We start from the raw sequence: 24,497 nt of genomic DNA, 5'->3' as shown, positions 1-24,497 counted from the left end.
ATGGCTTATATGGAACAGATGCAATCGGGCCTCAAGTACCTGGTCGAAGCCGGAGAGGCTGGCAGGCGAAGTGCTGACGGTATGCTTGGGCCAGTCAACGGCGCGATCAGGGAGATAACCGGCGCTGCATCAGAGTTGGAAAATATCCCGTTTGTGGGGCCGTCAGTTGGTGCCAAGTTACAGCGGGTCATGCGTGGTGTGAATGCAGCACAGGCCAAGGTCGGCCAGGTGGCGGCCGTGTACGGCCGTGCGACACGGGCGGCCGCCGAAGTTCAGGAACGAATGGGCACACTGAAGGAGCAGGCGGGCAAGGTTGCTACGGCAATCAACAAGATCGCCGGTAATGTCAGTCCTTCGTTGGCGAACATTGTGCCTACCAGTGCCTTTGCGATGGATGCAACGCCGGCACCGGAAGCGGTGAAACCGTTTCCGCACCTGCTGATCATCCAGCCCCGCGACCCCAAGATTCAGCCGTACTACTTCAATTTAGATACGGCTGCCTTTGACGAACTGAGTCGCTCGACTGAGTTTCGCTGGGCTTCCCAGGAGCGACTGACGCGACGTCCGGCGCAGCAGGCTGTGGGCATGGGAGAGGAAAAGCTCACGCTTAAAGGGACGATCTACCCAGGCTTCAAGGGTGGCCTCAAGCAGCTTGATACCCTGCGCACCATCGGCGGCCGGCTCCAGCCGCTCACGCTGACCACGGGCTATGGTGAGGTGATCGGCACCTGGTGCCTGAAGACCATCAACGAGGAGCAGGGCGCGCTGCTACACGGCGGGATTCCCCGTAAACAAGGGTTCACTTTGGAGTTTGCGCGCTATGGCGACGACATGCAGAACATCTGACGGTGACATGCTCGATGTCATTTGCCATAACGTTTACGGCCATCTCAATGGCACCGTTGAGGCGGTACTTGATGCCAATCAGGGATTAGCAGATGAGCCCCAGCCTTACCGTGCTGGCGTGGTGATCGTGCTGCCAGACCTGCCAGGCCCGACCGAGGAGGGGATTAGTTTGTGGGATTGACCCCGAACAACACCGCCAGCAGCACTTCACGATAAACGTGACGATACTTTGATCATGACCCGCCCTGTGCGGGTTTTTTTTGGACTAAATCCATGACTCCCACTTTTCGAATCGTCGCCGACGGTGCCGATATTACAGCCAAGATCAATGATCGCCTGTTGTTGCTTCGGACTTCAGACAAGCCGGGAATGGATTCCGACGAGTTTGAATTACGAATAGATGATCGTGACGGCCAAGTGGTACTGCCTCGGCGCGGCAGCTCTGTCGAGATCTATCTGGGATATGCCGAAACATCCCTGAAGCGCCTGGGGCGTTATGCGGTGGATTCGGTCGAGGTGTCCGGACCGCCGGATACGATTGTGATAAAGGGCAAGGCCAGCGACATGCGAGGCAGCGGCAAGACCATCCGTAGTGGTAGTTGGGAGGACGTGCCGCTGTCCAACATTGTGGCTGACATCGCCGCACGCAATGGATGGCAAGCGGGGTGCCAGGTAGCGACGAAGGTCGCGCGCGTGGATCAACTCAACGAGTCTGATTTTAATTTCATGACGCGCCTGGCAAAGCAGTACGACTGCACGGCTAAGGTCGCAGACGGCAAGTTGTTGGTGATGCCGCGCCAGGGCGGGCAGACCGCCAGCGGTAAAGCGTTCGGTGCGATCACCCTGACCCGCAGTGACCTCAGCCGATGGCAATTCAGCTTGGGGGATCGCAATTCGCACAAGGCCGTATCGACCAAGCACCAGAACAAAAAGGACGGCAAGTTAGTGGTGGTCACCGTCGACAACGTCGATGCTCCTGATGGCTTGCCGGCGGTTCATACCGACCGACATATCTATCCGAACAAAACCGCCGCTGAAGCGGCCGCCAAGGCCCGTTTGGCAGCGTTCAATCGTTCGACTGCTGACGTGCGGCTTGAGATGCGCGGGCGGACAGATCTGTTCGCGGAGCGATCAATCAACGTGCAGGGTTTCAAGGTTGGTCTTGATGGCGAATACATGGCGGATTCGGTCGAGCAGGTGTTCACCCAATCAGGCTGGTCGACCACGGTGGAGTGCAATGCGGGCAAGCAAGGTAAATCCAAAGGCAAGAAAAAGAAGGAAAAGAAGCCGCTCAAAGTATTGAGCGTCGAGAAGCAGTAGTGGATCGCATCGCTGAGTTAGTGCGGTTTTTTGTGTCTGTGAGTGGACCGCGGCTGCATAAGCATAGAACCGAATGCTCGCCGCCAAGCCGGTGTTTTTGCTCCTGCACGATACATACGGAGCATGATTTACTACGGCATCGTGGAATTTTCGTCAGAAACCCTGCCTATATTTTAAAGTGTTATCCCAGCGACAAGGGGGCGCTTTAACTTCGCTAAACGAGCCGTCAAGACTCGCTTTAATGCGGGTAATTTGCATATGTCCCGACGAGGTGAAAGGGAGTTTTGACGTCCATGTTATGCAATATTGCCCTTGATCAAGGAGGGCAACTTTGCAATTTAGCAGTCCGCACTCCCCAAGCTTTTTCACCGCTTCAAAATCATGAACGCTAGATTGAATATCGACCAGGGAAGCCCCGGTTTGAAACTCTGCACTCAATGATAATAAAGCCTTGTTCAGCCGAATTTGCTCCATAAAGCCTCCTGTCCTCACGCTAGCAATAAAGGCTTACTGCCATTAGTAGAGAGGGTGATCTTCTCAAAGTTGAAAAAAAAATGAAACAACCGTCAGAGTTCGCTCATCGGTTTTTTTGAATGGAGAAAGCCATGCCAATCACCGAACATCAGTTACTGCAAATCCTCCCGAACGCCCGCCGCCAAGCGGGCGTTTTTGTATCCGCCTTAAACGCAGCCATGATCAACCGTAAGATCGATACGCCGAAGCGCCAGGCGGCATTCCTCGCCCAGGTGGGACACGAGTCTGGTCAGCTGCAGTACGTCCGCGAACTGGGCGGCGATCAGTACCTGAGCAAATACGACACCGGCGCCCTGGCTGCCAAGCTTGGTAACACGCCGGAGGCCGACGGCGATGGTCAGCGGTATCGCGGTCGTGGGTTGATTCAAATCACCGGCCACGACAACTACCTGCGCTGCAGCCTGGCACTGTTCGGCGATGAGCGATTGCTGCGCACGCCGGAATTACTCGAACTGCCCCAATGGGCCGCAGAGTCTGCCGCATGGTTCTGGTCTGTAAGCGGGCTGAATGCGCTCGCGGATCAGGACCAGTTCAACACGATCACTCGCCGAATCAACGGCGGCCTTAATGGCCTGGAGGATCGGCTGCAGTTGTGGGCCAGGGCGAGGGCGGTGTTATGCGTCTCTTCGATCTGATCCCGGCGCAGTTCCGTATCGCTGCTATCAGCTTGCTGTTAGTGGTGGTGGTCGCAGGATCTGCAGCATTGGCCTGGACTGCTCAGGACTGGCGTTATGGCAGCGTGCTGGAGCGGCAAACCCGGCTGCAGGCGGACACCCTCAACGAAATATCCCAAGCGTTTGCTGCTCAGCTGCGTACAGAGCAGGACAAGCGCCTTGCCCTAGAGCTCCGCCTGCATAACAAAGACGAAACCCACTACAAGGAATTGACCGATGAGCAAATCAAGCAAGCTCGTCTGCGTGATCGCCTGGCTACTGCTGATCTGCGGCTGTCAGTCGTACTCGCCGCAACCGAAACCACCGGCAGCTGTTCAGTGCCAACCACCACCGCCACCGGCCGTGTGGTTCATGGCCCCACAAGAGCCCAACTTGACCCAGCGCATGCTCAACGAGTTATCGGAATCACCGATGCCGGCGACCGAGGATTGATCGCCCTGCGGGCCTGTCAGTCCTACGCAAAAGAAGTTTCTACACCGAAGTAAAAGGAGCGGCCGGGCAGGATGCGTCAACATCCAATCCGGCCACCTTCCCCGCAGAACGTCCCTGCAAGTCCAGCCATGGCTCCTGCTTCGTGCACAAAGCGGAGCGAGCCTAGCACTGTTTATCCATACAGCAAAGGTCTTGCTTTTATATGTCCACACCCATCATCTCTTGGATGGGCGGCAAACGCCGCCTGGCCGACCGCCTTATACCTCTCTTCCCACCCCACGAATGCTACGTTGAAGTCTTTGCCGGCGGCGCCGCGCTCTACTTCATGCGTCCCCAGGCCGCGCCGGTTGAGGTCCTCAACGACATCAACGGCGACCTGGTGACGCTGTACCGCGTCGTGCAGAACCACCTGGAGGAATTCGTGCGCCAGTTTAAATGGGCGCTCAGTTCCCGCCAGGTATTCGAGTGGCAGAAGATGACCCGTCCCGAAACTCTCACCGATATCCAGCGTGCCGCTCGGTTTTTCTACCTGCAGCACCATGCCTTTGCCGGCAAGGTGACCGGGCAGACGTTCGGCACCGCGACAACTGGTCCAGCTATCAACCTGTTGCGGATCGAGGAAAATCTATCTGCAGCGTGGCAGCGCCTGTCCGGCACCTACGTTGAGAATCTGGGCTGGCTTGAGTGTGCCGAACGCTACGACCGCGGCCATACCTTCCACTACATGGATCCGCCTTACTGGCAGACCGCCGGGTATGGCGTGGATTTTCCCTTTGAGAATTACGAGCGCATGGCTGACTTCATGCGGCGCTGCAAAGGGAAGGTCATGGTCAGCATCAACGATCATCCGGACATTCGGCGGGTGTTCGAGGGCTTCCATTTTGAAGCGCTCGACATTCGTTACACCACAACCAACCAGCGGCAGGGAAAAGCGGAGGTCAGCGGCGAATTGGTTATCATGAACTGGGAGCCGGCGGCCTTGGGCGGGCTTTTTTGAAAGCGTACCGATCTCAATCCGTGTTGTTAATTATATCTTCCGGTAACGTGTTACTGGAGTCATAAGTCATCCCCGTTGTTCCTGCTCACGGCCTCCACAATTTAAACCCGTCGCTCACTGAGCGGCGGGTTTTTAGTGTCCGTAAAACCAAAGATTGACCCTCGTTGGGGAGGGCTAATGGTCAGCTTAATTCTTAGACGCTAAATAGCCGCTATCGACAATAGCGACTTATTCATAATTTATTAATGGACACCTTAGTCAAATCATCTTGCCTGCAAATTTATTATTCGTAATTCAATTCACCGAATAGACTGTACATTAGGTCCCCTTTCAGAACCTCAAATGGAAGGTCCACGTAGTCATTCCGGTGACGCGGTAGAGCTTTACCATCGTGAGGTGCATTTTTAGTATGTCCCTGCACTTGCTCCCCGTTCTCTTTGATGTAAGGCAGTACAACGATTCGTCCATGGTTCTTGGATAGAATCGTACCTTCAAGCCACATCGCTTCTCCAGTCTCCGAATTACCTGAAGCACCTACTTGCTTCACTACCCACTGCGGAACATTGCTATTCTCGTACCAAAACACAAAGCTACCCACGATCAAAACCCGCTGCCCTCGATGCAGGGCATCTGCGAGCAATAGTTTTACGCTTGAAAGATGTAGTAGCTTATTTGCGCGAGGAAGAAGGGCATCACGAATTGCAGCTTTGGTTCGGCCCCAGTGGTCGGTACCACTCATCCCAAACCCTCGCGCGATTTTCTCGCGGTAAGCATAGACGGCCACCTTGTGACTATTACCTCCAAAGCTGCGCCAAGTGTTATTCCCCTCGCATTCAAGACGCACGCCGTACCGCGCCAAGAAAACCAGCTGAACATAGGGGTGTTGCAGTAGGCATTTATGAAGTTCTGCTCTTAGGACGTCATTATCACCCAAGACAGTCAGGTCATCCTGTCGAGGTCGAGGGTCCGCTTCATGACGCTTGATAGCTTCCATCAACATGAGCCTTTCCTCGCTCATCAAACGTTCTTCAGCTGTCAGCGCTTTTTGCACCTTCAAACGCATCGACTCGGTCTGTTGAAATGGCAAGGTTAGATTGTTTACAGCATGTTCAAGCAGCAGATTTGTGGATTTGGCCTCCGTGACAGCAGTGTCGTAATCTCGATAGATAATCGAACCAAAGCCGCCCTGAGCGACCTCGTCGCGACGAAGGTACCAATCAATATTCCCGTCCGGCTTCAGCTGTAACTCAAACATATGCCAGACGGCATCATTTTTGACGCATGGCTGTGGCCAGCAACCCAATACGGGTAGGCGGTCACGGTGTCGCCTCAATGACTTCATGGTAAGTCGCTCTGTTTACCTGGATGCTTGATCTTAGGCAGAAGCATTCCTACAAAGCCATTAGTTCTACTCAATCTTTCTTTTAGCGATCGTTGTAAGCTGCCTCCGTCACGCTGTCTTAGAAAGGGCTGCCTTTATACGCCGTCGATCGAAGCTGTCCATGCCAGTCAGATTGTGACCGGAAGTAGTCTGTCAGATTATTTATATTGAACATCATCAGGGTTGCTGCTGGCTAGCTCGATTCTGAACTGTTGGACGGCCGCTTTCGACCGATTCTGTTGAAAAAGTCGGTCTGCCCAAACTGCCTGATCATTGACTGGAGAAAACACCTTTTTTGCACGCTGCTACGTGAAATCCGAGTCCGGAAGCCTCTGCCTAAAGTAAAGATTTCAATCTCGGGGGCGTACTTTTCTGATGCGCAAACCATGGCCGGCTTTTTCAACAGAATCGACCCAAAGCAGCCATTGGGCGAAATCGTAGACACCTCATAGGCAAGCTTTTGTCGATTCAGAAACGCCACGCGGCGCATACCTTAGGTGAATTCCTGTTTTCGAATTTCGCACTCGGCTAGTACATTTTCTAGCCAAGATTCATACCAGTACCACGTGTTCATTACGGTGACACCAAAACCTTTCCCTTGTTTCTTTGCATCGTGGAACTGCCACATTTGGGTGTGATGCATCATATTGAATCGTGGGTAGCCCGAATTTTTTACTTTTTCAACAATCTTTGAAGGTAAGAATTTAGGGCGCTCAATCTCTTTGATTTGAATATACTTAGTATTCATGCCCTGAGCCATTTCAGATCCCGGCTTAATGAATTCAATAACCTGATCTGCCTGGCCCTTGTGGTTCGCAGTTTTAGGAACAAAAAAAACACGATATGAGAATTTTGGATCATTAAACTCCTTATCGGTCAAAGTCAAATCAAATGCAGTTATATAAGCACGAATGTTTTCAGGAAGGCCGTCCGCTTGTGATAGTCTATCTACTTGATCCTTGTTTAATGACGAGAATTGCAGGCTAAAAGACAAATGCTTATCTATTCCAAAGCTATCACCAAATAACGACTTAATTAGTTCATTGTAGTTTAGGCAGCAAGCCTGAAATCTAGCGCTTAACAATTGATCTATTCTAGTCGTCATTTGGTGTTCGATCTCATGCCTCAATCCGATTAGAAATCTGAGGTTGTTCGCAGCACTCACATCAACTGGTGATTCTGCTTGATTCAAACACTTCTCTAGCTCCCAATGCTTTACAGCACCCTTAGAAGTTTTTTGAAATCTTTTCCGCTTCCCTACTAACTTAAAGTAGCGATATTCAACCCCTTTTTTACGGTAAAAAGCATGGAGCAGATAAGTCCAAGAAATCATCATCAGAACTATAAATATCTCGGATTTAAATGTGAGCGCAGGGTTGTTGAATATCTGGACTGAAGCGAGGGCTGCTTCTCTCGATTTTTTTATAAGCTCACCGGCCACAGAACCAACCGATCGCACTCTTTTCGCTGGTACCATTCTCATTATCCTTAATTTGAATCACATGTGGTTAACATACGGCTATGAGGATGACCGTTGCCCGCGCTCAGCACCAGCCTTTTGCTCCGAAATCATAGCGATAGATCTCGGGAAATCTAGGCTGCGCTTGCGGTTTGATGAGTTGAGTGGTGGTCTCGATCCGACACTTAGCCGAACGTGGATGGGCGAATTTGAGGCTATCCTGTGAATTGAATTAGAAATGCCGCTTCCAGGGCTGCCACGACCCTTTTGCACGAGCGACCGCTCTTGGCCGATTCTGTTGAAAAAGTCGGTCTGCCCAAACTGCCTGATCATTGACTGGCGAAAACACCTTTTTTGCACGCTGCTAGGTGAAATCCGAGTCCGGAAGCCTCTGCCTAAAGTAAAGATTTCAATCTCGGACGCGTACTTTTCTGATGCGCAAACCATGGCCGACTTAATCGGCCGAAAGCAGTCAGTCAGTCAGAAGAATTAATATTGCCCATCATCAGGCTTACCGGCAGCGATACTGAAATGACATAGAAGTGGCTTAGCCGGCACTTGAACCCTTGAGCTTGGCTAGGCCCTGTTTGATATGGCCGGCGTTTTCACCAATCGTTTGCAGTGCTCCGCGGACATTCTCCCCCACCTCTGACGCCCCCTGCAGTTCGACATGCAGTGTCAGCTCCATCAAGGCGGCCTCAAGCCCCAACTGGTTGGTGTACATCCTCTCCACTACATCTGACAGCGAATAATCACCTGGCATGGCGTCGACTCCTTTCGAAAAAAGTACAAGCATAGTACCGGTAGTGCCCTTGTCAGGCAGGAATCGCAAATTGCTACAAAGCGAAGCGACTACGGCAGGTTAGACAAGCTGGCCGGTGCATTGGAGGAGGGCTATGCCCTATGCATCATCGGATCGACTATCCAACAGTAGGCGACGATGCGCAAAATCCATTCCGCAATCGATGCAGAGCCGCCCGATTTTAGAGGCCTCTAAGGCCGATTAAAAATTGATGACGCGGAATTGAATTCTGCCTAATTACTTGATTAGTAACACTATTTTGGTGGATTGCAAATCCGCCTACGCCGGTTCGATTCCGACCTCGGCCTCCACTCTTAGAAACCCCGTAGATTAGCGTCTACGGGGTTTTTTATTGCCTTCAAATTGACTGCGCTCAGCCTTGAGCGGTTTCGCGAGCGATAGCCCGGTATTCCCTTGCAGCTGGCGACCGGCTTGAGCGTGGTGCTTTCGCTGTCAGCCGCGCCGGGCCTCAACGGCAGTTCCCCGTTTTCCGCCGGGCTGTATAGGCCCCAGCTACTTGCGAACGCCGAGGCGTATCTGGATGAATTGCGCCGCGCAGGCGCAGTTATTCGCGAAGACATTGAGTAACCGTCACCTGATGACAACACGAGGCAACTTTCAAAGTAAAAAAGGAACGGCTCTATTCAACTAAATAGATCCGTTCCTTTATCAGTCATGGAAGCAAGTGACGCGATTTACACTGACGCTGCACTATAAAAAGACTGACAGCGAGAGCCAATTTGATCACGCCATTGTTGTTGGCGTGACAGTCATCCCCCAAACGGCCCGCTCTTTATCTGCTCGCCTTTTTTCGCACAAGAGGGTGGGTTGGACATGCCGAAGGTCAAGATATTGCCGCCGTTGATAATGCAATTGAATTGCTTGTTATCGTTGGTTTTCAGCAATACGTAGGTGTTGGTGCCCTGGGTTTGACGATTGACAATAGTCAGGTCCGCAGGGGCGTAGCCCAGTGCGCCGGCGCTTTGCGATTTCACGTCATCATCGCTCAACATGTTGGTCTTGCCTGCGAGCGCATTGCAGCCGCCCAACAATGCCACAGTGATGACCAGTGCAAATAACTTGTGCAGTGACATGTTCCTTATCCTTTTGCCTATAACACGTGAATTAAGCGCTTATGCGGTTCAGCTATCGTCAATTAACAGCGCAAGTGATAAACCTGCGCTGTTGTTTCGCGATGGCTGTTAACAAGCGTCAATTATAAAATGTTACAAAAAGTTCCAGAGAGAAATCTCTTGTCTCTCCGTCTCCATTACTTGTCTGTGTGTCTCGTCGGTGACCCCCGCACTGTCATCGCCTGCGAACCCTCGCAGTTGAACCTGTAAGAAAATGTAACCGTTCGTCGGAACCCACGCACTATCAAAGGGATACAGAGGTCGATCTACAGAACAAATAAGACAGGTAGCTATGCGATCTCTAATTTTGGATATGCCTAACGGGCGCCAGCTCGTAGAAGAACTGGACCTGGCAACGGAGCAGATGATGGCGACGCCCGTCGAGCAGATTGGCGGTGAACAATGGCAGGCGGCATTTGCCAGGCAGCAACGGGCGTTCAGGCTGTGGAGCGATTATCTGCATTGCAAGGCTGACGGCAGGGGGCTGGACTGTCCTCGTAAGGTTGCTTAGGCGTTTGACTGTCAGTTACAAGAAGGGCATGCCTTGCTCTGCAGACGGGCGGGCCTGGCACCACGCATCCTTGGAGTAGCGAGCCCATGTCAAACGCCGCCAGCATGTTTACGCGACAGTTCTTTCACGGCACTCGGGCTGACCTCGAGCCGGGAGACATGATCCGCGTCGGTTATCCGTCCAATTTCACCGAAGGGCGTGCGCTGTCCTGGGTCTATTTTGCGGGTTTGCGGGCACGTTGGACGCCGCTATCTGGGGGGCCGAACTGGCACTTGGCGATGAGCGCGAACGCATTTATGTCGTAGAGCCCACGGGCCCGATCGTGGACGATCCCAACGTCACGGATAAGAAGTTTCCCGGCAATCCGACGCTGTCCTATCGCTCCCGCGATCCACTGCGGGTCGTTGCCGAAGTGGCCCAGTGGCAAGGGCATTCGCCAGAGCGGTTGCAGCAAATGAAGGACAATCTTGCCCGTTTAAGGGCCGAGGGCGGCGATGTCATCCTCGACTGATGGGCCAGTACCTGCGCGTTGAATAGCGATCAAGCCTGGGCCTCGGATCTGGCGATACGCTGCGCTTTGACCTCATCTGCATACAGGCAAATTTTCCCCTGCTGAGCTGTCAGCAACGCACATATTTTCATCAACGCCACCGCTTCGGCCGGCGTCCTGCCAGTGCCGGCCATGGCCTTCAGTTCAACCACTGACCAGCCGATAACCGCCGCCGCATCTTCAAGGTCATAAAACAGTTCTTGCTGCGCAGTCCTGAGCCCATCGAGCCCCTGCATAAACTCTTCCATCTGCTACCTACCTGACATTGCTTGAAGTCCAATCCATTCACCCCCACCCCTCTTTCAGCCAGGTCTGGGGGATTACCCAAATGCCTCATGAAATCCCGTGCGTCCTGCCCTCACTTGCCCCCGGTGACGTCAAGAAACGTCCCGGTAATGAACGACGCTTCATCGCTCGCCAGCCACAGGATAGCCCGCGCAACTTCTTCGGGTTGTCCGCCGCGGCCCATGGGGATTGAGTCCTTGACCCGATCCACCCGACCCGGCTCTCCGCCACTGGCGTGCATGTCGGTGTAGATATGGCCGGGGCGGATACAGTTGACGCGGATGCCGTCTCGCGCAACTTCTTTGGCGAAGCCGATGGTGAACGTCTCCAGGGCGCCTTTTGAGGCAGCGTAGTCGATATATTCGTTCGGACTGCCGAGCCGAGCCGCCCCGGAAGATACGTTGATTACAACGCCGCCGCGGCCGTTATGGCGATGGGACATGCGTTTGACCGCTTGTTGCGCGCACAGCATCGGGCCGATGGCATTGACCGCGAAGATGCGCTGCATGCGTGCAAAGTCGAGGTCTTCGAGGCGCGATTGTGGGCCGAGTATGCCCGCGTTGTTGACCAGCACATCGATGCGGCCGAACTCGCGGTCAATCGCGGCGAATAAAGCCGCGACCTGCTCCGGCTCTGCGCTATCTGCGCGGACCGCCAGCGCTCGACGTCCGGCGGCTTTCACGTCGTTCGCCACGGCCAGGGCGGCGGCCTCGTCGGACACGTAGCTGATCGCGACATCGTAGCCGCGCGCGGCGGCCAGACGTGCGGTGGCCGCACCGACGCCGCGGCTGCCACCGGTAATCAGGATGACAGGGGCCTGGGGAAGGGTGCTCATAACGCGTAAACCTCACTGTGTGACAGCAACGGACGGCCTCAGCCGATAAGTACAGTGCCGAGCGCGATCACCGCGCAGGCCAGAAACTTGCGCAGCGTGAATGCCTCGCCGAGAAACCAATAACCGATCAGCGCGGCAAACAACACGCTGGTTTCACGCAATGCAGACACCGCGCCCATGGGCGCAGTGGACATGGCGTAGATGATGATCCCGTAGGCCAGCAGCGAGACCAGTCCGCCGCCCAAAGCCGTCGCGACACCGGGCCGCCAGCTGAACAAACTGCGCGTCCCGCGTAAACCGATATACACCAGAGGCATCAACACGCCCCACAACGCGCACATCCACACGGTATACGCCAGAGGCGCGCCAGACAGCCGTGCGCCAACACCGTCGGTCACGCTGTAAGCCGCAATAAAAACCCCAGTGCCCAATGCGTACGGCAGGCTGGGAACGGCAAGCCTGCGTTTATTGAGCGCCAGGGAAATGATGCCGCCAGACACCAGCGCAATGCCCAGCAGCGCAGCGCCGGTGACTGCTTCCCCGACAAAAACCGCAGCACTCAGGGCGATCAGAATAGGCGAGGAACCGCGGGAAATCGGATAGGTTTGCCCCAGGTCGCCAACCTTGTAGCTGCGTACCAGAAACAGGTTATAGCCCACATGCAGTACCGCCGACAGCCCGGCGTAGCACCAACTGGCCCGGGCGGGCGGCGCCAGGAACGGCGCGATGAGCACGCTGGCAGTGGCCACCGCCAGGCACATCACCGTCATCGACCACAACCTGTCGGCGCCGCCACGCAGCAGCGCGTTCCAGCTGGCGTGCAGGAGGGCGGCGAACAGAATGAGCAAAACGATATGAAAAGGCATGCGCCATCCTAAGCAACGGCGCGCCTGCACTAAAGCGAAGTCCCCTCATCCTGGCATGAGCAAACGTTCATGCTTTAGCGGTAACTCAGTTGAGCCTGCTGTGACGCTTCCATCAGCCAGTGACGAAAACTGACGACGTGGGGCTGCGATTCGATGCCTTTTGGGCAGACAAAATAGTAGGCCACCGGGGAGTCGAACGGCACATCAAACAGCCTGACCAAACTGCCGTCGCGGATCTGCGCTTCGACATGCCCGCTGCGCGCAAGCGCGACGCCCTGGCCCAGCAGCGCAGCCTCGATGGTCATGTTGGTGTCTGCAAACCGCACACTTTCCTTGAGCGCCGCGATGCCCGTGCCGACATGCTGGAACCAGGCCTCCCACTTCGGCACCAAGTCTGCGCCGTCGCGCGTCAGCAATGGGTAACGCAATAACTGCGCAGGCGTTTGTGGCATGCCAAAGCGGTGCAGGAGATCGGGGCTGGCCACGGGGAAAATCTGTTCCCTGAGCAGAAACTCCGAGTGCAGGCCCGGATAATTGCCATTGCCCAGGCGAATCGCCACGTCAGACTCGCTGCTGGAAAAGGTGATGGCTTTGTCGCTGGTTTCCAGCGTGATCAGAATTTCCGGGTGCTGCTGCGACAGACTCGGCAACCTGGGAAGCAGCCATTTGAGCGCAAAGGAGTAAGTGGTGCTGACCTTGAGGCGCACCCGGCCTTTGTGTTCCCGAAGGTCAGACAGGGTGGCTTGCAGGTTCATGAAAAACTCACGCACGATCGGCGCAAGCGCGGCGCCGGCGGGTGTCAACGTCAGCGACTTGCCGCGCTGAAAAAGCTCCAGACCCCAAATCGCTTCAAGGTGTTTTAACTGATGGCTGACAGCACTTTGGGTGACATGCAATTCCTGCGAAGCCGAGGTGAAGGTGGCATGCCGTGTGGCAACCTCAAAGGCGCGCAAGGTGGCGGTGGGCGGTAAGTCTCTCATCGGATGCAAGCCGGTGGCCATGAATGAAGGCTCATGGTAGTTGATTTGCCGTCAATCGCCTGCTCACCGTGTCCATCCCAGCCCCAGCGCCTTGTGCAGCGACGCAAAATCCTTCAGCAACTCTGCGTCCGCGGAAATCCGGCTTTCTTGTGCCTGATAGCGCGTGCGCTCCGCATCCAGCCAATCCAGCGTACTCGCGGTACCTGCACGGTAACGCTGACGCGTCAGGTCGGCTGCACGCACTGCGGAAGATTCCACCGTGCGCAACAGCAGCACGTTCTGGCGCTGGTGCCCGTAACGCGCCAACGCCACGTCGGCATCGCGCAAGGCACTCAACACCACGCTTTTATAGTTGGCCAGGGCCTCGTCCCGTCCAGCCTCTGCCCCTTTGACGCTGGCGGCAACACGGCCGAAATCCAGCGCGTTCCAGGTGATCCGAGGCAGGATCAACCAGGTGCCGTTGTCCTTGCGTGCAAGGTGCCCGGGGTCACCGGCCGAGAATGACAGGTCACCCATCAAGCTCAGTTTGGGAAACCAGTCTGCGGTCTTCTCGCCAATCTGGGCATTGCTCGATGCCAGTTTGCGTTCGGCGATGCGGATGTCCGGGCGTGCCTTCAAGAGTGCGGCCGGGTCGGCGACCGGCACCGCCTCCGGGATAGAAGGCAGGGGCTGCGCGGTGGCCAGTTGGCTGTCCAGCTCGCCGGGTTCCAGGCCGCAGAGCAGGCCAAGCTGGTCGAGCGATTCGACGATGGCGGCTTGCAGCGGCAGGCGTTGGGCCTGGGTGTTTTGGGCCTGTGTCAGTACCTGCTCCAGTTGCAGTTGCGAGGCCACGCCGCGCTCGCGCCGTTGCTGGGTGAGGTCCAGGGCCTGGTTTTCGATGCCGACGCTGGCGTCGACCAATGCCAGGCGTGCTTGCTGGTCGCGCAGGTCGGTGTAGGCCTGCACTATTTCCGCAGCCAATTGCACTTGGGCGTCAGCCAGCTGGGCTTGGGAGGCGTCGGTCTCGGCTTGGGCGGCTTCGACTGCACGGCGTGTGCCGCCAAACAGGTCGGCCTCCCAGCTGGCATCGAAACCGGCGAGGTACAGGCTCAACGGGCCGCGGCCACCACCATTGTTGCCACCCAGCGCGGAGGTGTCCGGGGAGCGCAGTTTGAGCATCGCGGCATCCCCAGTGACCTTGGGCATCGCGTTGGCTTGCGCGCCGCTGAGGCTTGCGCGGGACTGCTTGAGGCGCGCCTGGACCGTGGCAATGTCCGGGCTGTTTTGCAGGGCTTGCTCCACCAGCTGGTTCAGTTGCGTGTCGCCCAGGGTTCGCCACCACTGCGCGACACCGGGAGTGCTTGCCGATGCGCTGTCAGCGTGCGGCAGGTGCCCGGCCGCCAGGGTTTTTGGCGCGACGTTGGGGGCGCCGTGGTAATCCGGGCCGACGGTGCAAGCCGACAACAGGCCGACAGTCAGCAGGAGGGGAAGGGTGCGAGGAATCATCGTTGTACCGTGCGCTTTTTCAGGATGAAGATCAGGGGCAGGCACGCCAGCATCGCGAGTCCCAGTACATAAAACGAGTCGTTGTAGGCCATCACCGAGGCTTGTTGCGCAATGTCATTGGCCAGTTGTGCGAACGCCTGCACCTGCGCCGTCGATGCATCGCCGGTTTGCGCGAGGTAGCTGGCGGTGTGGCTGGCCATGTGGTCTTGCGCCAACTGGCTGTTGGCCTGGATGCCTTCGCGCAGCCTGTCGTCATGAAAATGGCTGCGCCGGTCCATCAGCACGCCGAGCAGGGCCAGGCCGATGGTGCCGCCCAGGTTGCGCGACATGTTGTAAAGCCCGGCGGCGTCCCCGGCGTCACGGGTCTCGACCGAACGCATCGACAGTTGGCTGAGCGGCATCATCACCAGAATCTGCCCAAAACCACGCAATAGCTGCGACCAGACAAAGTCGTGCCCGACACTCTCGGTGGTGAGTTGGGTGTCGACAAAGCAGCTGGCCCAATACAGCAACAGCCCGGCCCCGACCATCCAGCGCAGGTCATAACGGCCGAGCATGCGCGGCAAAATGGGCATCAGCAAAAACGCCGGTATGCCCGACAGCAACATGATCGCGCCGGACTGCTGCGCGTTGTAGCCCGAGAGGATGCCCAGGAACTGCGGCACCAGATACGCCGTGCCATAAATCCCGGCGCCCACGGCGGTACCGATCAATAGCACGCTGCCAAAGCTTTTGTTCAGCACCAGCTGCAGTCGCACGATCGGCGTACTCGAGCGCAACTGCCCGACAGCAATCAGGAAAAAGCCGATCACCGTGGCGATGCTCAGCCACGTGATCAGCAGCGAGTCGAACCAATGCTCACGCTGGCCTTCTTCCAGTACCACCGTCAGCGAACTCAGGCCCATGGCCAGGCCGAGGATGCCCAACCAGTCGGCACTGATGAAGCGTTGCAGGTTCATGCGCTCGCTTGGCAGGCCGGTGATCAGCAGGGTGATCAGGGCGATGCTGATGGGCAGATTGAGAAAGAAGCACCAGCGCCAGTTGATGTTTTCCGTGAGCCAGCCGCCGATGACCGGGCCGAGCAAGGGGCCGAGGATCACGGTCATGCCAAACATCGTGGTGCCGATGGCCAACTGGTGCGGCGGCAGGCGCGTGCGCACGATGGTTTGCGCGGTGGGAATCATCGCGCCGCCGGCGAAGCCCTGGCCGATGCGCCCGGCGATCATGGCGCCGAGGCTTGAGGACAGGCCACAGAACATCGAAAACGCAGTGAACATCAAGGCCGTGCCGATCAGGAACCGGCGCAGGCCGAACACCCGGGTCAGCCACGCGGCGAGGGGGATCATGACGATTTCCGACATCAGATAGCCCGTGGCGATCCACGTGCCTTCGGTGCCAGTTGCGCCGATTTGCCCCTGAATCTGTGGCAGCGCCGAGTTGGTGATCGACACGTCCAGCGTCGCCAGCAGGGCGCCGAGTGCGCCGGCAGCCACGGCGATCCAGTCGGTCAGCGAGGCGTTGCGCGGTTTTTCTGCGGCCTCGGCCATCCGCGCTTCAGCCATGATTGGCGTCCGCGGCATGGGTGCGGGTGTCGACGTCAACGGTTGCCGACAGGCCAGGCATCAACGCCGCGCGCACCTCATCGGGTATGTCCAGCGAGATGCGCACTGGTACGCGTTGCACGATTTTGGTGAAGTTGCCGGTGGCATTCGACGGCGGCAGCAGCGCGAACTGCGCCCCGGTGCCCGGAGACAGGCTGTCGATATGGCCTTGCAGATCACGCCCTGGCAGCGCGTCCACGTGCACGCTGACGGATTGGCCGGGACGCATGTCGCCGATCTGGGTTTCCTTGTAGTTGGCGGTCAGATAAATCGCGCTGATCGGTACCACTGTCAGCAAGCGAGTGCCGGGCTGCACGTACTGACCGACACGCACGCCGCGGTCGGCCACGCGCCCGTCCAGCGGGCTGCGAATCACTGCATCATCCACGTCCAGCTGGCTTTGCGCCTCGCTGGCCTTGGCCACGCCGAGTTGCGCCTGGGCTTGTTTGAGTTGTGCTTCAAGCGTGCCATAGCGGGTCTGACTGGAGCGCAAGGCGGCCTGTTTGGCCGCCACGGTGCTGCGGGCCTGGGCCAATTGGTTATTCAGCTGCGCCAGGCGCTCTTCCGGCTCGGCACCTGAACGCGCCAGCGGGGCGTAGCGCGCGACTTCGGTCTGTGCGTGTTTTGCATCGGCCTCGGCGCCTTGCAACTGCGCGCGGGCTTCGGCAATGGTCGAGTCCTGCTGCACCAGGTCGGCCTGGGCCTTGGCGTAGTCGGCCGTGCGCGCGGCAATGGTTGCCGAGGCTTCATCGCTGACGGCCTGGTATTTGCGCGCATCCAGGCGCACCAGCACATCGCCGCGCTTTACGTCCTGGTTGTCGCTGACCAGCACTTGGGCCACGTAGCCATTGATTTTGGGCGCCACACTGATGCTGTCGGCTTGCAGGTAGGCGTCGTCGGTGGTCTGGATGAAACGTCCGGTGAGCCACCACCAGGCAGCCCAACCCACAGCACCCACAAGTGCGACGGTGGCGATGGTCAGCAGTATCCGTCGAGCCTTGCCGCGTTGACGGTTGACGGTGTCTTCAGGAATGACCTGAGGCGAGGGAGGTGCAGCGGACATCGGGTCACTCCAGATTTATAACAGATGGAATAAATTCTATTTTTCGCGAATTTTTGTCAACTGGTATATTTTGGTCCGGTATTCGAAAGGAGCTGCACATGGCACGACATAAACCTGCCGCCGAGGGTGGTTATCAGCGTGGCGAAGAAACCCGCGCGCGCATTGTCGACGCGGCGGTCGTGGTCTTTGGCGAGCGCGGCTACGACGGCGCGTCGACCCGCGACATCGCCACGGCCGCGGGCGTCAACGCGCCGGCGATTCAGTACTATTTTGACGGCAAGGAAGGCATCTATCTGGAGTGTGTCGAGCACTTGATCACACTGCTGTGGCGCAAGATGGCGCCGTGCGTGGAGGCCGCCGAATGCGCGTTGGCTGATGAGGCCTCGGACGATAAAACCCTGATCGACGTGTCGCTGGGCATCCTCGGTACGGTGGTTTCCACCATCCAGGACAGCCCGCAAACCACCGCCTGGCGTGCGTTTCTTGACCGCCACCAGGCCGGCCTGTGTCCAGAAAGCGCGACAACCGCCTTTGAGGATCGCTTCAAGGCGCGCATTGGCCGGGTTATCCGCCAACTGATCGCGCGCCTGGCCGGTTTTGCGGTGGAGGACGAGCGCACCGTGATTCATTCGATGGCACTGTTCACCCAGGGCCTGGCATTCCGGGTGCAAAAACCCAAGCTGCTTGAGGCGTTGAAGTGGGCCGAAGTCAACCAGAAGGAAATGGAACTGGTGCGCGACGTGGTGCTGATGCAGGCCCGGTTTACCCTCGAAGGCCTGGTCAAGCAACGCGGCGTGATCGCTACGTGATGTGATGTTCAACCCCAGACAAGGACGCAACGATGTCGCTCTATACCGTTACCATTCCCTGCTTCGCCCAGATGCTGAACTCGCTCAAAGGCCTGCTCGCCAAAGGTGAGGCTCACGCTGCAGCGCTGGCTTTCGACCCGCAAGTTCTTCTCGATTCACGCCTGGCACCCGACATGCACCCCCTGGCGACTCAGGTTCGCTACGCCTGCACCCAGGCGCGCGAGGCGGTCGACCGGCTAAGCGGGCAGCCGCTGTCGACGCTGCAGGCACCGACCTCGATGGCTGATGCGCGCTCACTGATCGACCAAACGCTGGCAGTGCTCGCCGGCGCAGATCGCAGCGTGATTGAGCGTCGGGCAGATGAATCCATCGCCATCGAACTCCCCGGCGGTATCGCCTTCCAGATGACCGGCAACGAATACGCCGTCAATTGGGCCACGCCGCAGTTCTATTTTCACCTGATGACCGCCTACAACATCCTGCGCCATAACGGCGTGCCGCTGGGCAAAGCGGACTATGTGCCGCATATGTTTGCGTATGTGCGTCAGGGCTGAACGCAGCACTAAGGGCGGCGGCGATTGGGGGTCTGCGCAGTGTCGACACGTGCTGTACGAGTGGTCTGCCGCCGCGCTTTTTTGCGGATGACCTGTGCCCAGATGCCGCGAAAATCGGCCAGCCGTTGTGAAATGTTGTGAAGCATGGGGAATGGCCCTTTGCCCATGCTAACGTCCGCATCGGGGTATCGTCAGCACGACGATTTCATTCGTTCCATTGAGGGAGCAGCGCCGATGTCTACTACCGTAACGCCCGCGTCTGGCGGGTCGAACACGCCAAAGTCCTCGCCGTCGTCTTTCGACGACAAGTTGAACATTGCCAAGTCCAGCAAGGTCATTGCCGATTACATGCGCCAGACGGGCAAGTCGGCCATCACCAAGCAGGAGCTGTCGCAACTGGCCAGCAATGCCTCAGGCAAGGTGCCAGCGAACGTTTCCGACGCTGCCAAGTACATGGAAAAACACCCGGATGTATTCACCGCCATCGAAACCCACGACGTGGCCGGCGCCGACAACCTGTCCGGCGTGTGGAACTTCGACTGGGCAGCCAATGGCGGGCTGAAGGGCACGGCGACCGATGCCATCGCCACCATGCAGGACACGTTTGACATGGCCATCGCCAAGTCTGCGCAGATCACTGAAATTTCCACCGCTAAAAAAGCCGAACTGGACTCGACCAAACAACGGCCGCAGAACTGAGACCGCAGGTTGTCAGCCACGCCCAAAACGGTTCCCGGCGCTTCAGTGGGGACCGTTTTCTGCCTGACCGGCGGTCAGTGTCACTCAATACCCGCAACTCAACCACGGCGCTGTGCCGACACTCATGGCTTGGCCTTTTGTGATGCGTTCAGCGCAGATTCAAGCAACGTGAGCAATATACCGGTCAGTGAAAGCAATCCACTCGCCACTGCCGGAGAAACCTTGATGCTTGTGATCGTCGGCGTACTTGCCAGCGTGGCCGTGTGGATCTGGTGGACCTATCCCCCGCGAGTTTCTCGACAACGCCAAAGTGTATTCCTCGATCCGACCCTAGCTGTACGGGGCAGCCAGGGCTGCAACCGATTACTGTCGCAGGCAACCACCGCCGTCTGGATGCCGCGCCATGTTCATGTCTACCAGCCTGCTCTCAGCCTTCGTGCTGTTTGCCTTCGTGTCCTCGATCACACCCGGCCCCAACAACACGATGCTGCTGGCCTCGGGCGTGAACTTCGGGTTTCGCCGGTCGATGCCCCACGCGTTGGGAATCAGCATCGGCTTTATGCTGTTGGTGATTTCGGTGGGGCTCGGTCTGGGCGAAGTGTTCAAGGTATTTCCGTGGGCCTACACCCTGTTGCGGTATGTGGGCGCGGCTTACTTGTTGTACCTGGCGTGGAAGATTGCAACCTCCGGCGGCATGTCCGAGAGCGAAAACGAACACGCCAAACCCATGACCTTCCTCGGGGCGGCGGCGTTTCAATGGGTCAATCCCAAGGCGTGGATCATGGCGTTAGGGGCGATCACCACCTACACGCCGGCCGAGGGCTATGTGACCAACGTGCTGGTGATTGCCCTGGTGTTTGCGGTGGTCAACTTGCCCAGCGTGTGTGTCTGGGTGGTTTGCGGCACTGGCCTGCGCACTGTGCTGCGTGAACCGCGTTGGTTGCGTCTGTTCAACGTGTCGATGGCCGGGTTGCTGGTGGTGTCGCTGTACCCGATGCTCTTTGCGAGTTGATAAAGTTCGAGACGGTGACGCACTCACACAGGCGAGATGGTCGCCAGCAAGCCGATGCCGATGGTCAACACCAAAAAGCCGAACAGGAAAAGTGCCATCTTGGTCATAAGGCCTCCGAAGGGAAGGGAGCGACAGGAATGTCGGGTTGGCGCCATTGTCCGCCTCGAGGCGTTTTCGATACAGACGCAGATAGCAAAGAAAAAACCGTATCAGATGGCCCCGCGCCTGCCCGGCAGCAGGCCTGGAAGGCGGGCGGGTTTCTAAAGATCAGGCACGCGGCTGGCGTTCAACAGCGCCGCCGGGGCAACCGCACGCCCAGGCACCACGCCTGGGGAATGCCGAGGGACAGCGCCTGCATTTGCCCCTAAGATAGCGCCCACTGCATCAACAATAAGCGTGGGCCAACCCTCGATGGAAAGACGCCAATTCAGCGGTGGCATGCAAGGCAAGAACCTGCGCTACCTGAATGACTCCCCCCAGCAGCGGCCGCCGGTTACCCGTGTGGGCTTCCTGCTGCTCGAACACTTCTCCCTGCCCGCATTCACCCAGACCCTCGACACGCTGATCACCGCCAACCTGCTGCGTCCCGAACTGTTTTCCACCCGTACGTTTGGTTGCGGCGACGGCGAGGTGATCAGCGACCTGGGCCTGGTGATCCGTCCCGATGCACGCCTGGACGTGTCGGCGTTGCCGCAGTTGGACCTGTTGGTGGTGTGCGGCGGCTTTCGTACCGAACTCAAGGCCGATGACGAATTCAGCCAGCTGTTACGCAGCGCCGCCGAACAGGCTGTCGCCCTTGCCGGGTTGTGGAACGGCGCCTGGTTTCTCGGCCGCGCCGGCCTGCTGCAGGGCTATCGCTGCGCCATCCACCCGGAACATCGCCCGGCGCTGGCGGAGGTCTCCAAGGCCGCTCAAGTGACCAGCGAGCCCTATGTGATCGACCGTGACCGCCTGACGGCCTCCAGCCCCTCAGGCGCGTTTCACATGGCCCTGGACTGGATCAAGGGTCTGCACGGCAAGGCGCTGGTCGAGGGCATTGAAGACATTCTGGCGTTTGAGGAGTCGCGTTACCGACGCATCAAACCCACGGAAAATGTCTGCGTCAGTGCGCCGCTGCGTGAGGTGGTAAAGCTGATGGACGCCAACCTTGAAGAACCGCTGGAACTCGACCAGTTGGCCGTCTACGCCGGTCGTTCACGCCGTCAGCTGGAGCGGCTGTTCAAGGAACAATTGGGCACCACGCCGCAGCGCTACTACATGGAACTGCGGGTCACCGAGGCGCGGCGCTTGTTGCAGCACACCGAACTGTCCCAAGTGGACGTGCTGGTGGCGTGCGGTTTTGTCTCGCCGAGCCATTTCAGCAAATGTTACAGCGCGTATTTCGGCTATCGCCCCTCCAAGGAGAAGCGGCTGGTCAAGTAGTCTGCGCGCGTTGATTGTCTATCTGGACGACGTTCTATCAAGGAGTACCGATGCCTATAACACTGTCAGACCGTTACCGTGGCAGCCTGCTTGGGCTGGCCTGTGGCGACGCGGTCGGCACCACGGTTGAGTTCATGCCCCGCGGCACATTTGCCGCCGTGACGGACATGGTCGGAGGCGGGCCGTTCAGCCTGAAGCCTGGCCAGTGGACGGACGACACATCGATGGCCCTGTGCCTGGCCGAAAGCCTGCTGAGCAAGGGCGGCTTTGATGCGAAGGATCAGATGGGCCGTTACCTGAACTGGTGGCAATGGGGCTATTTGAGTGCCACGGGAGACTGCTTTGATATCGGCATGACCGTGCGCGAGGCCTTGACGGCTTTCCAGCAGCATGGCGACCCATTTGCCGGTTCTACACACCCGTATTCGGCCGGCAATGGCTCGATGATGCGCCTCGCGCCTGTGGTGTTGTTCTTTTTCCCGAACCTGCAACGTGTGCGCGCATTTGCCATCGACAGTTCACGCACAACCCACGCGGCTCCAGAGGCCATCGAGTGTTGTGTGGTGCTCGCGCAGGCGCTTTGCAAGACCTTGAGCGGCATACCCAAAGACGAGGTGTTGCGCGTCTCGGACAGTGCGCTGACGGCGCCCAAAGTGCTGGCTATCGCCGCCGGCGAATACCGTAACAAGGCGCGTGGCGAGATTGCCGGTTCCGGCTATTCGGTTGCCTCGCTGGAAGCCGCGTTCTGGTGCTTCTACCACACCGACAGCTTTGCCGATGCCGTGCTCGCCGCTGCAAACCTGGGTGACGATGCGGACACCACGGCTGCCATCGTGGGCCAGTTGGCGGGCGCCTACTATGGCGTCCAAGGCATCCCCGCCGGCTGGCTGGAAAAATTATGGATGCGCGAGGAGATTCAGCAGATGGCGGATGCCTTATCGGACGCCTCCAGGGCCGGCCACTGAGGCCGGCACCCGGCAGCGTTGCTCAGAATCGCCCCAGTCGATAGGGCGCAAGCGTGGGCAGCCCGGACAGCGAGGGTTGTGCGGCGGCCAGTTGCGCGACGATCTCCGCCGTCACCGCCGCTTGCGTCAAGCCCAAATGCTGGTGCCCAAAGGCAAGCAACACCTTGCCGTCGCACAGCCGATCAATGATCGGCAATGAGTCGGGCAGGGAAGGGCGAAACCCCATCCAGGCGGTCGCGTCCTGCGCGTTCAGGTCCTGACGGAACAACCCTTGGCTCAGCCGGTGCAATTGCCAGGCACGCTGCATATTCGCCGGGCGCTCGAGCCCTGCGAACTCGACGGTGCCGGCCAGGCGCAAGCCATCGCTCATGGGCGTCATGATGAACTTGCGCTCAAACGAGGTGACGGCAAACGGCAGGCGGTGCTGCTCCCTTGGCAGCATCAAGTGATAGCCGCGCTCGGTGTCCAACGGCACTGTTTTACCCGTGAGTGCCGCGGTGAGTCTGGCCGAGTGAGCACCGCAGGCGATCAGCACCTGGCGCGCGGTGACGACGCCTTGATCGGTCATCAGCGACACGCCAGCGCCTTCCAGCCGCCCATCCAGCACGCGCTGCTGCACAAACTGCACGCCACTGGCCTGGGCGGCGCTCACCAGTGCGCAGACCACGGTGTACGGGTCAATAAAATGCCCGGTGGCGGGGAAAAACAGGCCGCCTCGGATAGCCTCGCTCAGTTGCGGCGCCACCTGGCGTATCGCCTCGCCTGGCCAGAATTCCACCGCCACGTTCTGCTGCTGCATGCGCAGGCGCAATGCATCGATCGCCTCAGCTGACGCGGCGCGCTCAAACACCAGCAAGGAACCGTCTGGACGCAACAACTGTGGCCGGTCGATGCTCTGCAACAAGCGTTGCCACGCCGCCAGGCTGGCTTCATTCAGCGCGCGAATACCTGCGACCGTGCGCCGGTAGCGCGCCGGGCGCAGGTTCAGCAGCAGGCGCGCAAACCAGGGCAGGGCGCGCGGCAGGTATTTCCAGTCCAGGCGCAGCGGGCCCATGGGGTCCATCAGCATCGCCGGCAGGCGCTTGAGGATCGACACGTCGGCAATCGGAAACACCTGTTCGGTCGCCAAGTGCCCGGCATTGCCATAGGAGGCGCCCATACCGGGCTGCTGCGGGTCGATGACCACCACGCGCCGGCCTTGACGCGCCAATTGCAACGCGCAGGCCACGCCGATGATCCCGGCGCCGATGACGACGGTGTCTGCAGTGTTGGAATCGGACAT

26 protein-coding genes and 1 pseudogene are annotated in these 24,497 nt (G+C 58.2%); 14 read left to right on the top strand and 13 right to left on the bottom strand.

Features of this window, described 5'->3' with window-relative positions; translation table 11 throughout:
• From L8K08_RS14215 to L8K08_RS14205, 3 genes are all read left to right on the top strand, one after another.
• A complete protein-coding gene (locus L8K08_RS14215; RefSeq protein ID WP_242198018.1) occupies positions 1-846 on the top strand; it encodes a phage tail protein in 846 nt (281 codons plus the stop codon).
• Positions 821-1,027, top strand: coding sequence for a tail protein X (locus tag L8K08_RS14210; protein ID WP_124417570.1), 207 nt, complete (start codon positions 821-823; stop codon positions 1,025-1,027). The genes L8K08_RS14215 and L8K08_RS14210 overlap by 26 nt, the downstream gene beginning before the upstream one ends.
• Positions 1,028-1,119: 92 nt before the next feature.
• Complete coding sequence (locus L8K08_RS14205; RefSeq protein ID WP_242198016.1) at positions 1,120-2,166, top strand: contractile injection system protein, VgrG/Pvc8 family; 1,047 nt, start codon at positions 1,120-1,122, stop codon at positions 2,164-2,166.
• Positions 2,167-2,319: 153 nt separating this feature from the next.
• Here the strand turns inward: L8K08_RS14205 and L8K08_RS14200 are convergent, their stop codons facing one another.
• Entirely contained in the window at positions 2,320-2,640 is a 321-nt protein-coding gene (locus tag L8K08_RS14200; protein WP_242198014.1) for a hypothetical protein, read from the bottom strand.
• 131 nt (positions 2,641-2,771) lie between these two features.
• Between L8K08_RS14200 and L8K08_RS14195 the strand changes: the two genes are divergently transcribed.
• From L8K08_RS14195 to L8K08_RS14185, 3 genes are all read left to right on the top strand, one after another.
• A complete protein-coding gene (locus L8K08_RS14195) occupies positions 2,772-3,335 on the top strand; it encodes a glycoside hydrolase family 19 protein (RefSeq protein ID WP_242198012.1) in 564 nt (187 codons plus the stop codon).
• Positions 3,317-3,859, top strand: a complete 543-nt coding sequence (locus tag L8K08_RS14190; protein ID WP_242198010.1) for a lysis system i-spanin subunit Rz — start codon at positions 3,317-3,319, stop codon at positions 3,857-3,859. The genes L8K08_RS14195 and L8K08_RS14190 overlap by 19 nt, the downstream gene beginning before the upstream one ends.
• Positions 3,860-4,008: 149 nt before the next feature.
• A complete protein-coding gene (locus L8K08_RS14185; protein WP_242198008.1) occupies positions 4,009-4,803 on the top strand; it encodes a DNA adenine methylase in 795 nt (264 codons plus the stop codon).
• 283 nt (positions 4,804-5,086) lie between these two features.
• Here the strand turns inward: L8K08_RS14185 and L8K08_RS14180 are convergent, their stop codons facing one another.
• The 3 genes from L8K08_RS14180 to L8K08_RS14170 all read right to left on the bottom strand — a co-directional run bounded on the left by L8K08_RS14180 (position 5,087) and on the right by L8K08_RS14170 (position 8,406).
• Positions 5,087-6,058, bottom strand: a complete 972-nt coding sequence (locus tag L8K08_RS14180; protein ID WP_242198006.1) for a hypothetical protein — start codon at positions 6,056-6,058, stop codon at positions 5,087-5,089.
• Positions 6,059-6,677: 619 nt separating this feature from the next.
• Positions 6,678-7,661, bottom strand: coding sequence for a DUF3644 domain-containing protein (locus tag L8K08_RS14175; RefSeq protein WP_242198004.1), 984 nt, complete (start codon positions 7,659-7,661; stop codon positions 6,678-6,680).
• A 529-nt stretch (positions 7,662-8,190) separates the two neighbouring features.
• Positions 8,191-8,406, bottom strand: a complete 216-nt coding sequence (locus L8K08_RS14170; protein WP_242197999.1) for a hypothetical protein — start codon at positions 8,404-8,406, stop codon at positions 8,191-8,193.
• A gap of 453 nt (positions 8,407-8,859) precedes the next feature.
• On the opposite strand from L8K08_RS14170, the gene L8K08_RS14165 reads away from it, so the two are divergent.
• On the top strand, positions 8,860-9,033 hold the full coding sequence (locus tag L8K08_RS14165) for a hypothetical protein (RefSeq protein WP_242197995.1): 174 nt from the start codon (positions 8,860-8,862) through the stop codon (positions 9,031-9,033).
• 182 nt (positions 9,034-9,215) lie between these two features.
• Here L8K08_RS14165 and L8K08_RS14160 read toward each other — a convergent pair whose 3' ends face one another.
• Positions 9,216-9,539 carry a hypothetical protein gene (locus tag L8K08_RS14160; protein WP_145161003.1) on the bottom strand — a complete coding sequence of 108 codons (324 nt, stop codon included), beginning with the start codon at positions 9,537-9,539 and terminating at the stop codon, positions 9,216-9,218.
• 636 nt (positions 9,540-10,175) lie between these two features.
• Here L8K08_RS14160 and arr point away from each other — a divergent pair.
• Positions 10,176-10,600: pseudogene (gene arr, locus L8K08_RS14155) on the top strand (NAD(+)--rifampin ADP-ribosyltransferase).
• Positions 10,601-10,629: 29 nt separating this feature from the next.
• Here arr and L8K08_RS14150 read toward each other — a convergent pair.
• The 7 genes from L8K08_RS14150 to L8K08_RS14120 all read right to left on the bottom strand — a co-directional run bounded on the left by L8K08_RS14150 (position 10,630) and on the right by L8K08_RS14120 (position 17,754).
• Positions 10,630-10,887 (bottom strand): hypothetical protein, encoded by a 258-nt coding sequence (locus tag L8K08_RS14150; RefSeq protein ID WP_242197993.1) that lies wholly within the window; start codon positions 10,885-10,887, stop codon positions 10,630-10,632.
• A gap of 110 nt (positions 10,888-10,997) precedes the next feature.
• A complete protein-coding gene (locus L8K08_RS14145; protein WP_242197991.1) occupies positions 10,998-11,759 on the bottom strand; it encodes an SDR family oxidoreductase in 762 nt (253 codons plus the stop codon).
• Between the two features lie 38 nt (positions 11,760-11,797).
• The gene (locus L8K08_RS14140; protein ID WP_242197989.1) at positions 11,798-12,625 is read right to left on the bottom strand and encodes a DMT family transporter; all 828 of its coding nucleotides are present in this window, start codon (positions 12,623-12,625) and stop codon (positions 11,798-11,800) included.
• A gap of 74 nt (positions 12,626-12,699) precedes the next feature.
• Complete coding sequence (gcvA, locus tag L8K08_RS14135) at positions 12,700-13,605, bottom strand: transcriptional regulator GcvA (protein ID WP_242197986.1); 906 nt, start codon at positions 13,603-13,605, stop codon at positions 12,700-12,702.
• 63 nt (positions 13,606-13,668) lie between these two features.
• A complete protein-coding gene (locus tag L8K08_RS14130; protein WP_242197984.1) occupies positions 13,669-15,090 on the bottom strand; it encodes an efflux transporter outer membrane subunit in 1,422 nt (473 codons plus the stop codon).
• A complete protein-coding gene (locus L8K08_RS14125; protein WP_242197981.1) occupies positions 15,087-16,652 on the bottom strand; it encodes a DHA2 family efflux MFS transporter permease subunit in 1,566 nt (521 codons plus the stop codon). The genes L8K08_RS14130 and L8K08_RS14125 overlap by 4 nt, the downstream gene beginning before the upstream one ends.
• Positions 16,645-17,754 carry an HlyD family secretion protein gene (locus tag L8K08_RS14120; RefSeq protein ID WP_242197979.1) on the bottom strand — a complete coding sequence of 370 codons (1,110 nt, stop codon included), beginning with the start codon at positions 17,752-17,754 and terminating at the stop codon, positions 16,645-16,647. The genes L8K08_RS14125 and L8K08_RS14120 overlap by 8 nt, the downstream gene beginning before the upstream one ends.
• A 98-nt stretch (positions 17,755-17,852) precedes the next feature.
• Between L8K08_RS14120 and L8K08_RS14115 the strand changes: the two genes are divergently transcribed.
• The 6 genes from L8K08_RS14115 to L8K08_RS14090 all read left to right on the top strand — a co-directional run bounded on the left by L8K08_RS14115 (position 17,853) and on the right by L8K08_RS14090 (position 23,215).
• Positions 17,853-18,563: a CerR family C-terminal domain-containing protein gene (locus tag L8K08_RS14115; RefSeq protein ID WP_242197977.1), complete on the top strand. Its 711-nt coding sequence runs from the start codon at positions 17,853-17,855 to the stop codon at positions 18,561-18,563.
• A 32-nt stretch (positions 18,564-18,595) separates the two neighbouring features.
• The gene (locus tag L8K08_RS14110; RefSeq protein ID WP_242197975.1) at positions 18,596-19,117 is read left to right on the top strand and encodes a DUF1993 domain-containing protein; all 522 of its coding nucleotides are present in this window, start codon (positions 18,596-18,598) and stop codon (positions 19,115-19,117) included.
• Between the two features lie 234 nt (positions 19,118-19,351).
• Positions 19,352-19,816, top strand: coding sequence for a hypothetical protein (locus L8K08_RS14105; RefSeq protein WP_145160981.1), 465 nt, complete (start codon positions 19,352-19,354; stop codon positions 19,814-19,816).
• A 403-nt stretch (positions 19,817-20,219) separates the two neighbouring features.
• Positions 20,220-20,828 carry a LysE family translocator gene (locus L8K08_RS14100; RefSeq protein ID WP_242197974.1) on the top strand — a complete coding sequence of 203 codons (609 nt, stop codon included), beginning with the start codon at positions 20,220-20,222 and terminating at the stop codon, positions 20,826-20,828.
• Positions 20,829-21,266: 438 nt separating this feature from the next.
• Complete coding sequence (locus tag L8K08_RS14095) at positions 21,267-22,250, top strand: GlxA family transcriptional regulator (protein ID WP_242198624.1); 984 nt, start codon at positions 21,267-21,269, stop codon at positions 22,248-22,250.
• A gap of 50 nt (positions 22,251-22,300) precedes the next feature.
• Positions 22,301-23,215 (top strand): ADP-ribosylglycohydrolase family protein, encoded by a 915-nt coding sequence (locus L8K08_RS14090; protein ID WP_242197972.1) that lies wholly within the window; start codon positions 22,301-22,303, stop codon positions 23,213-23,215.
• Positions 23,216-23,237: 22 nt separating this feature from the next.
• On the opposite strand, the gene L8K08_RS14085 is transcribed toward L8K08_RS14090, so the two are convergent.
• A complete protein-coding gene (locus L8K08_RS14085) occupies positions 23,238-24,497 on the bottom strand; it encodes an FAD-dependent oxidoreductase (RefSeq protein ID WP_242197970.1) in 1,260 nt (419 codons plus the stop codon).

It is taken from the genome of Pseudomonas sp. TREG-RG-20F-10-E-6-01, from assembly GCF_022662455.1.
Taxonomy (GTDB): domain Bacteria; phylum Pseudomonadota; class Gammaproteobacteria; order Pseudomonadales; family Pseudomonadaceae; genus Aquipseudomonas.
The sequence above is the reverse complement of the archived record's forward strand: the minus strand, read 5'-3'. Positions and strand labels throughout refer to the sequence as shown.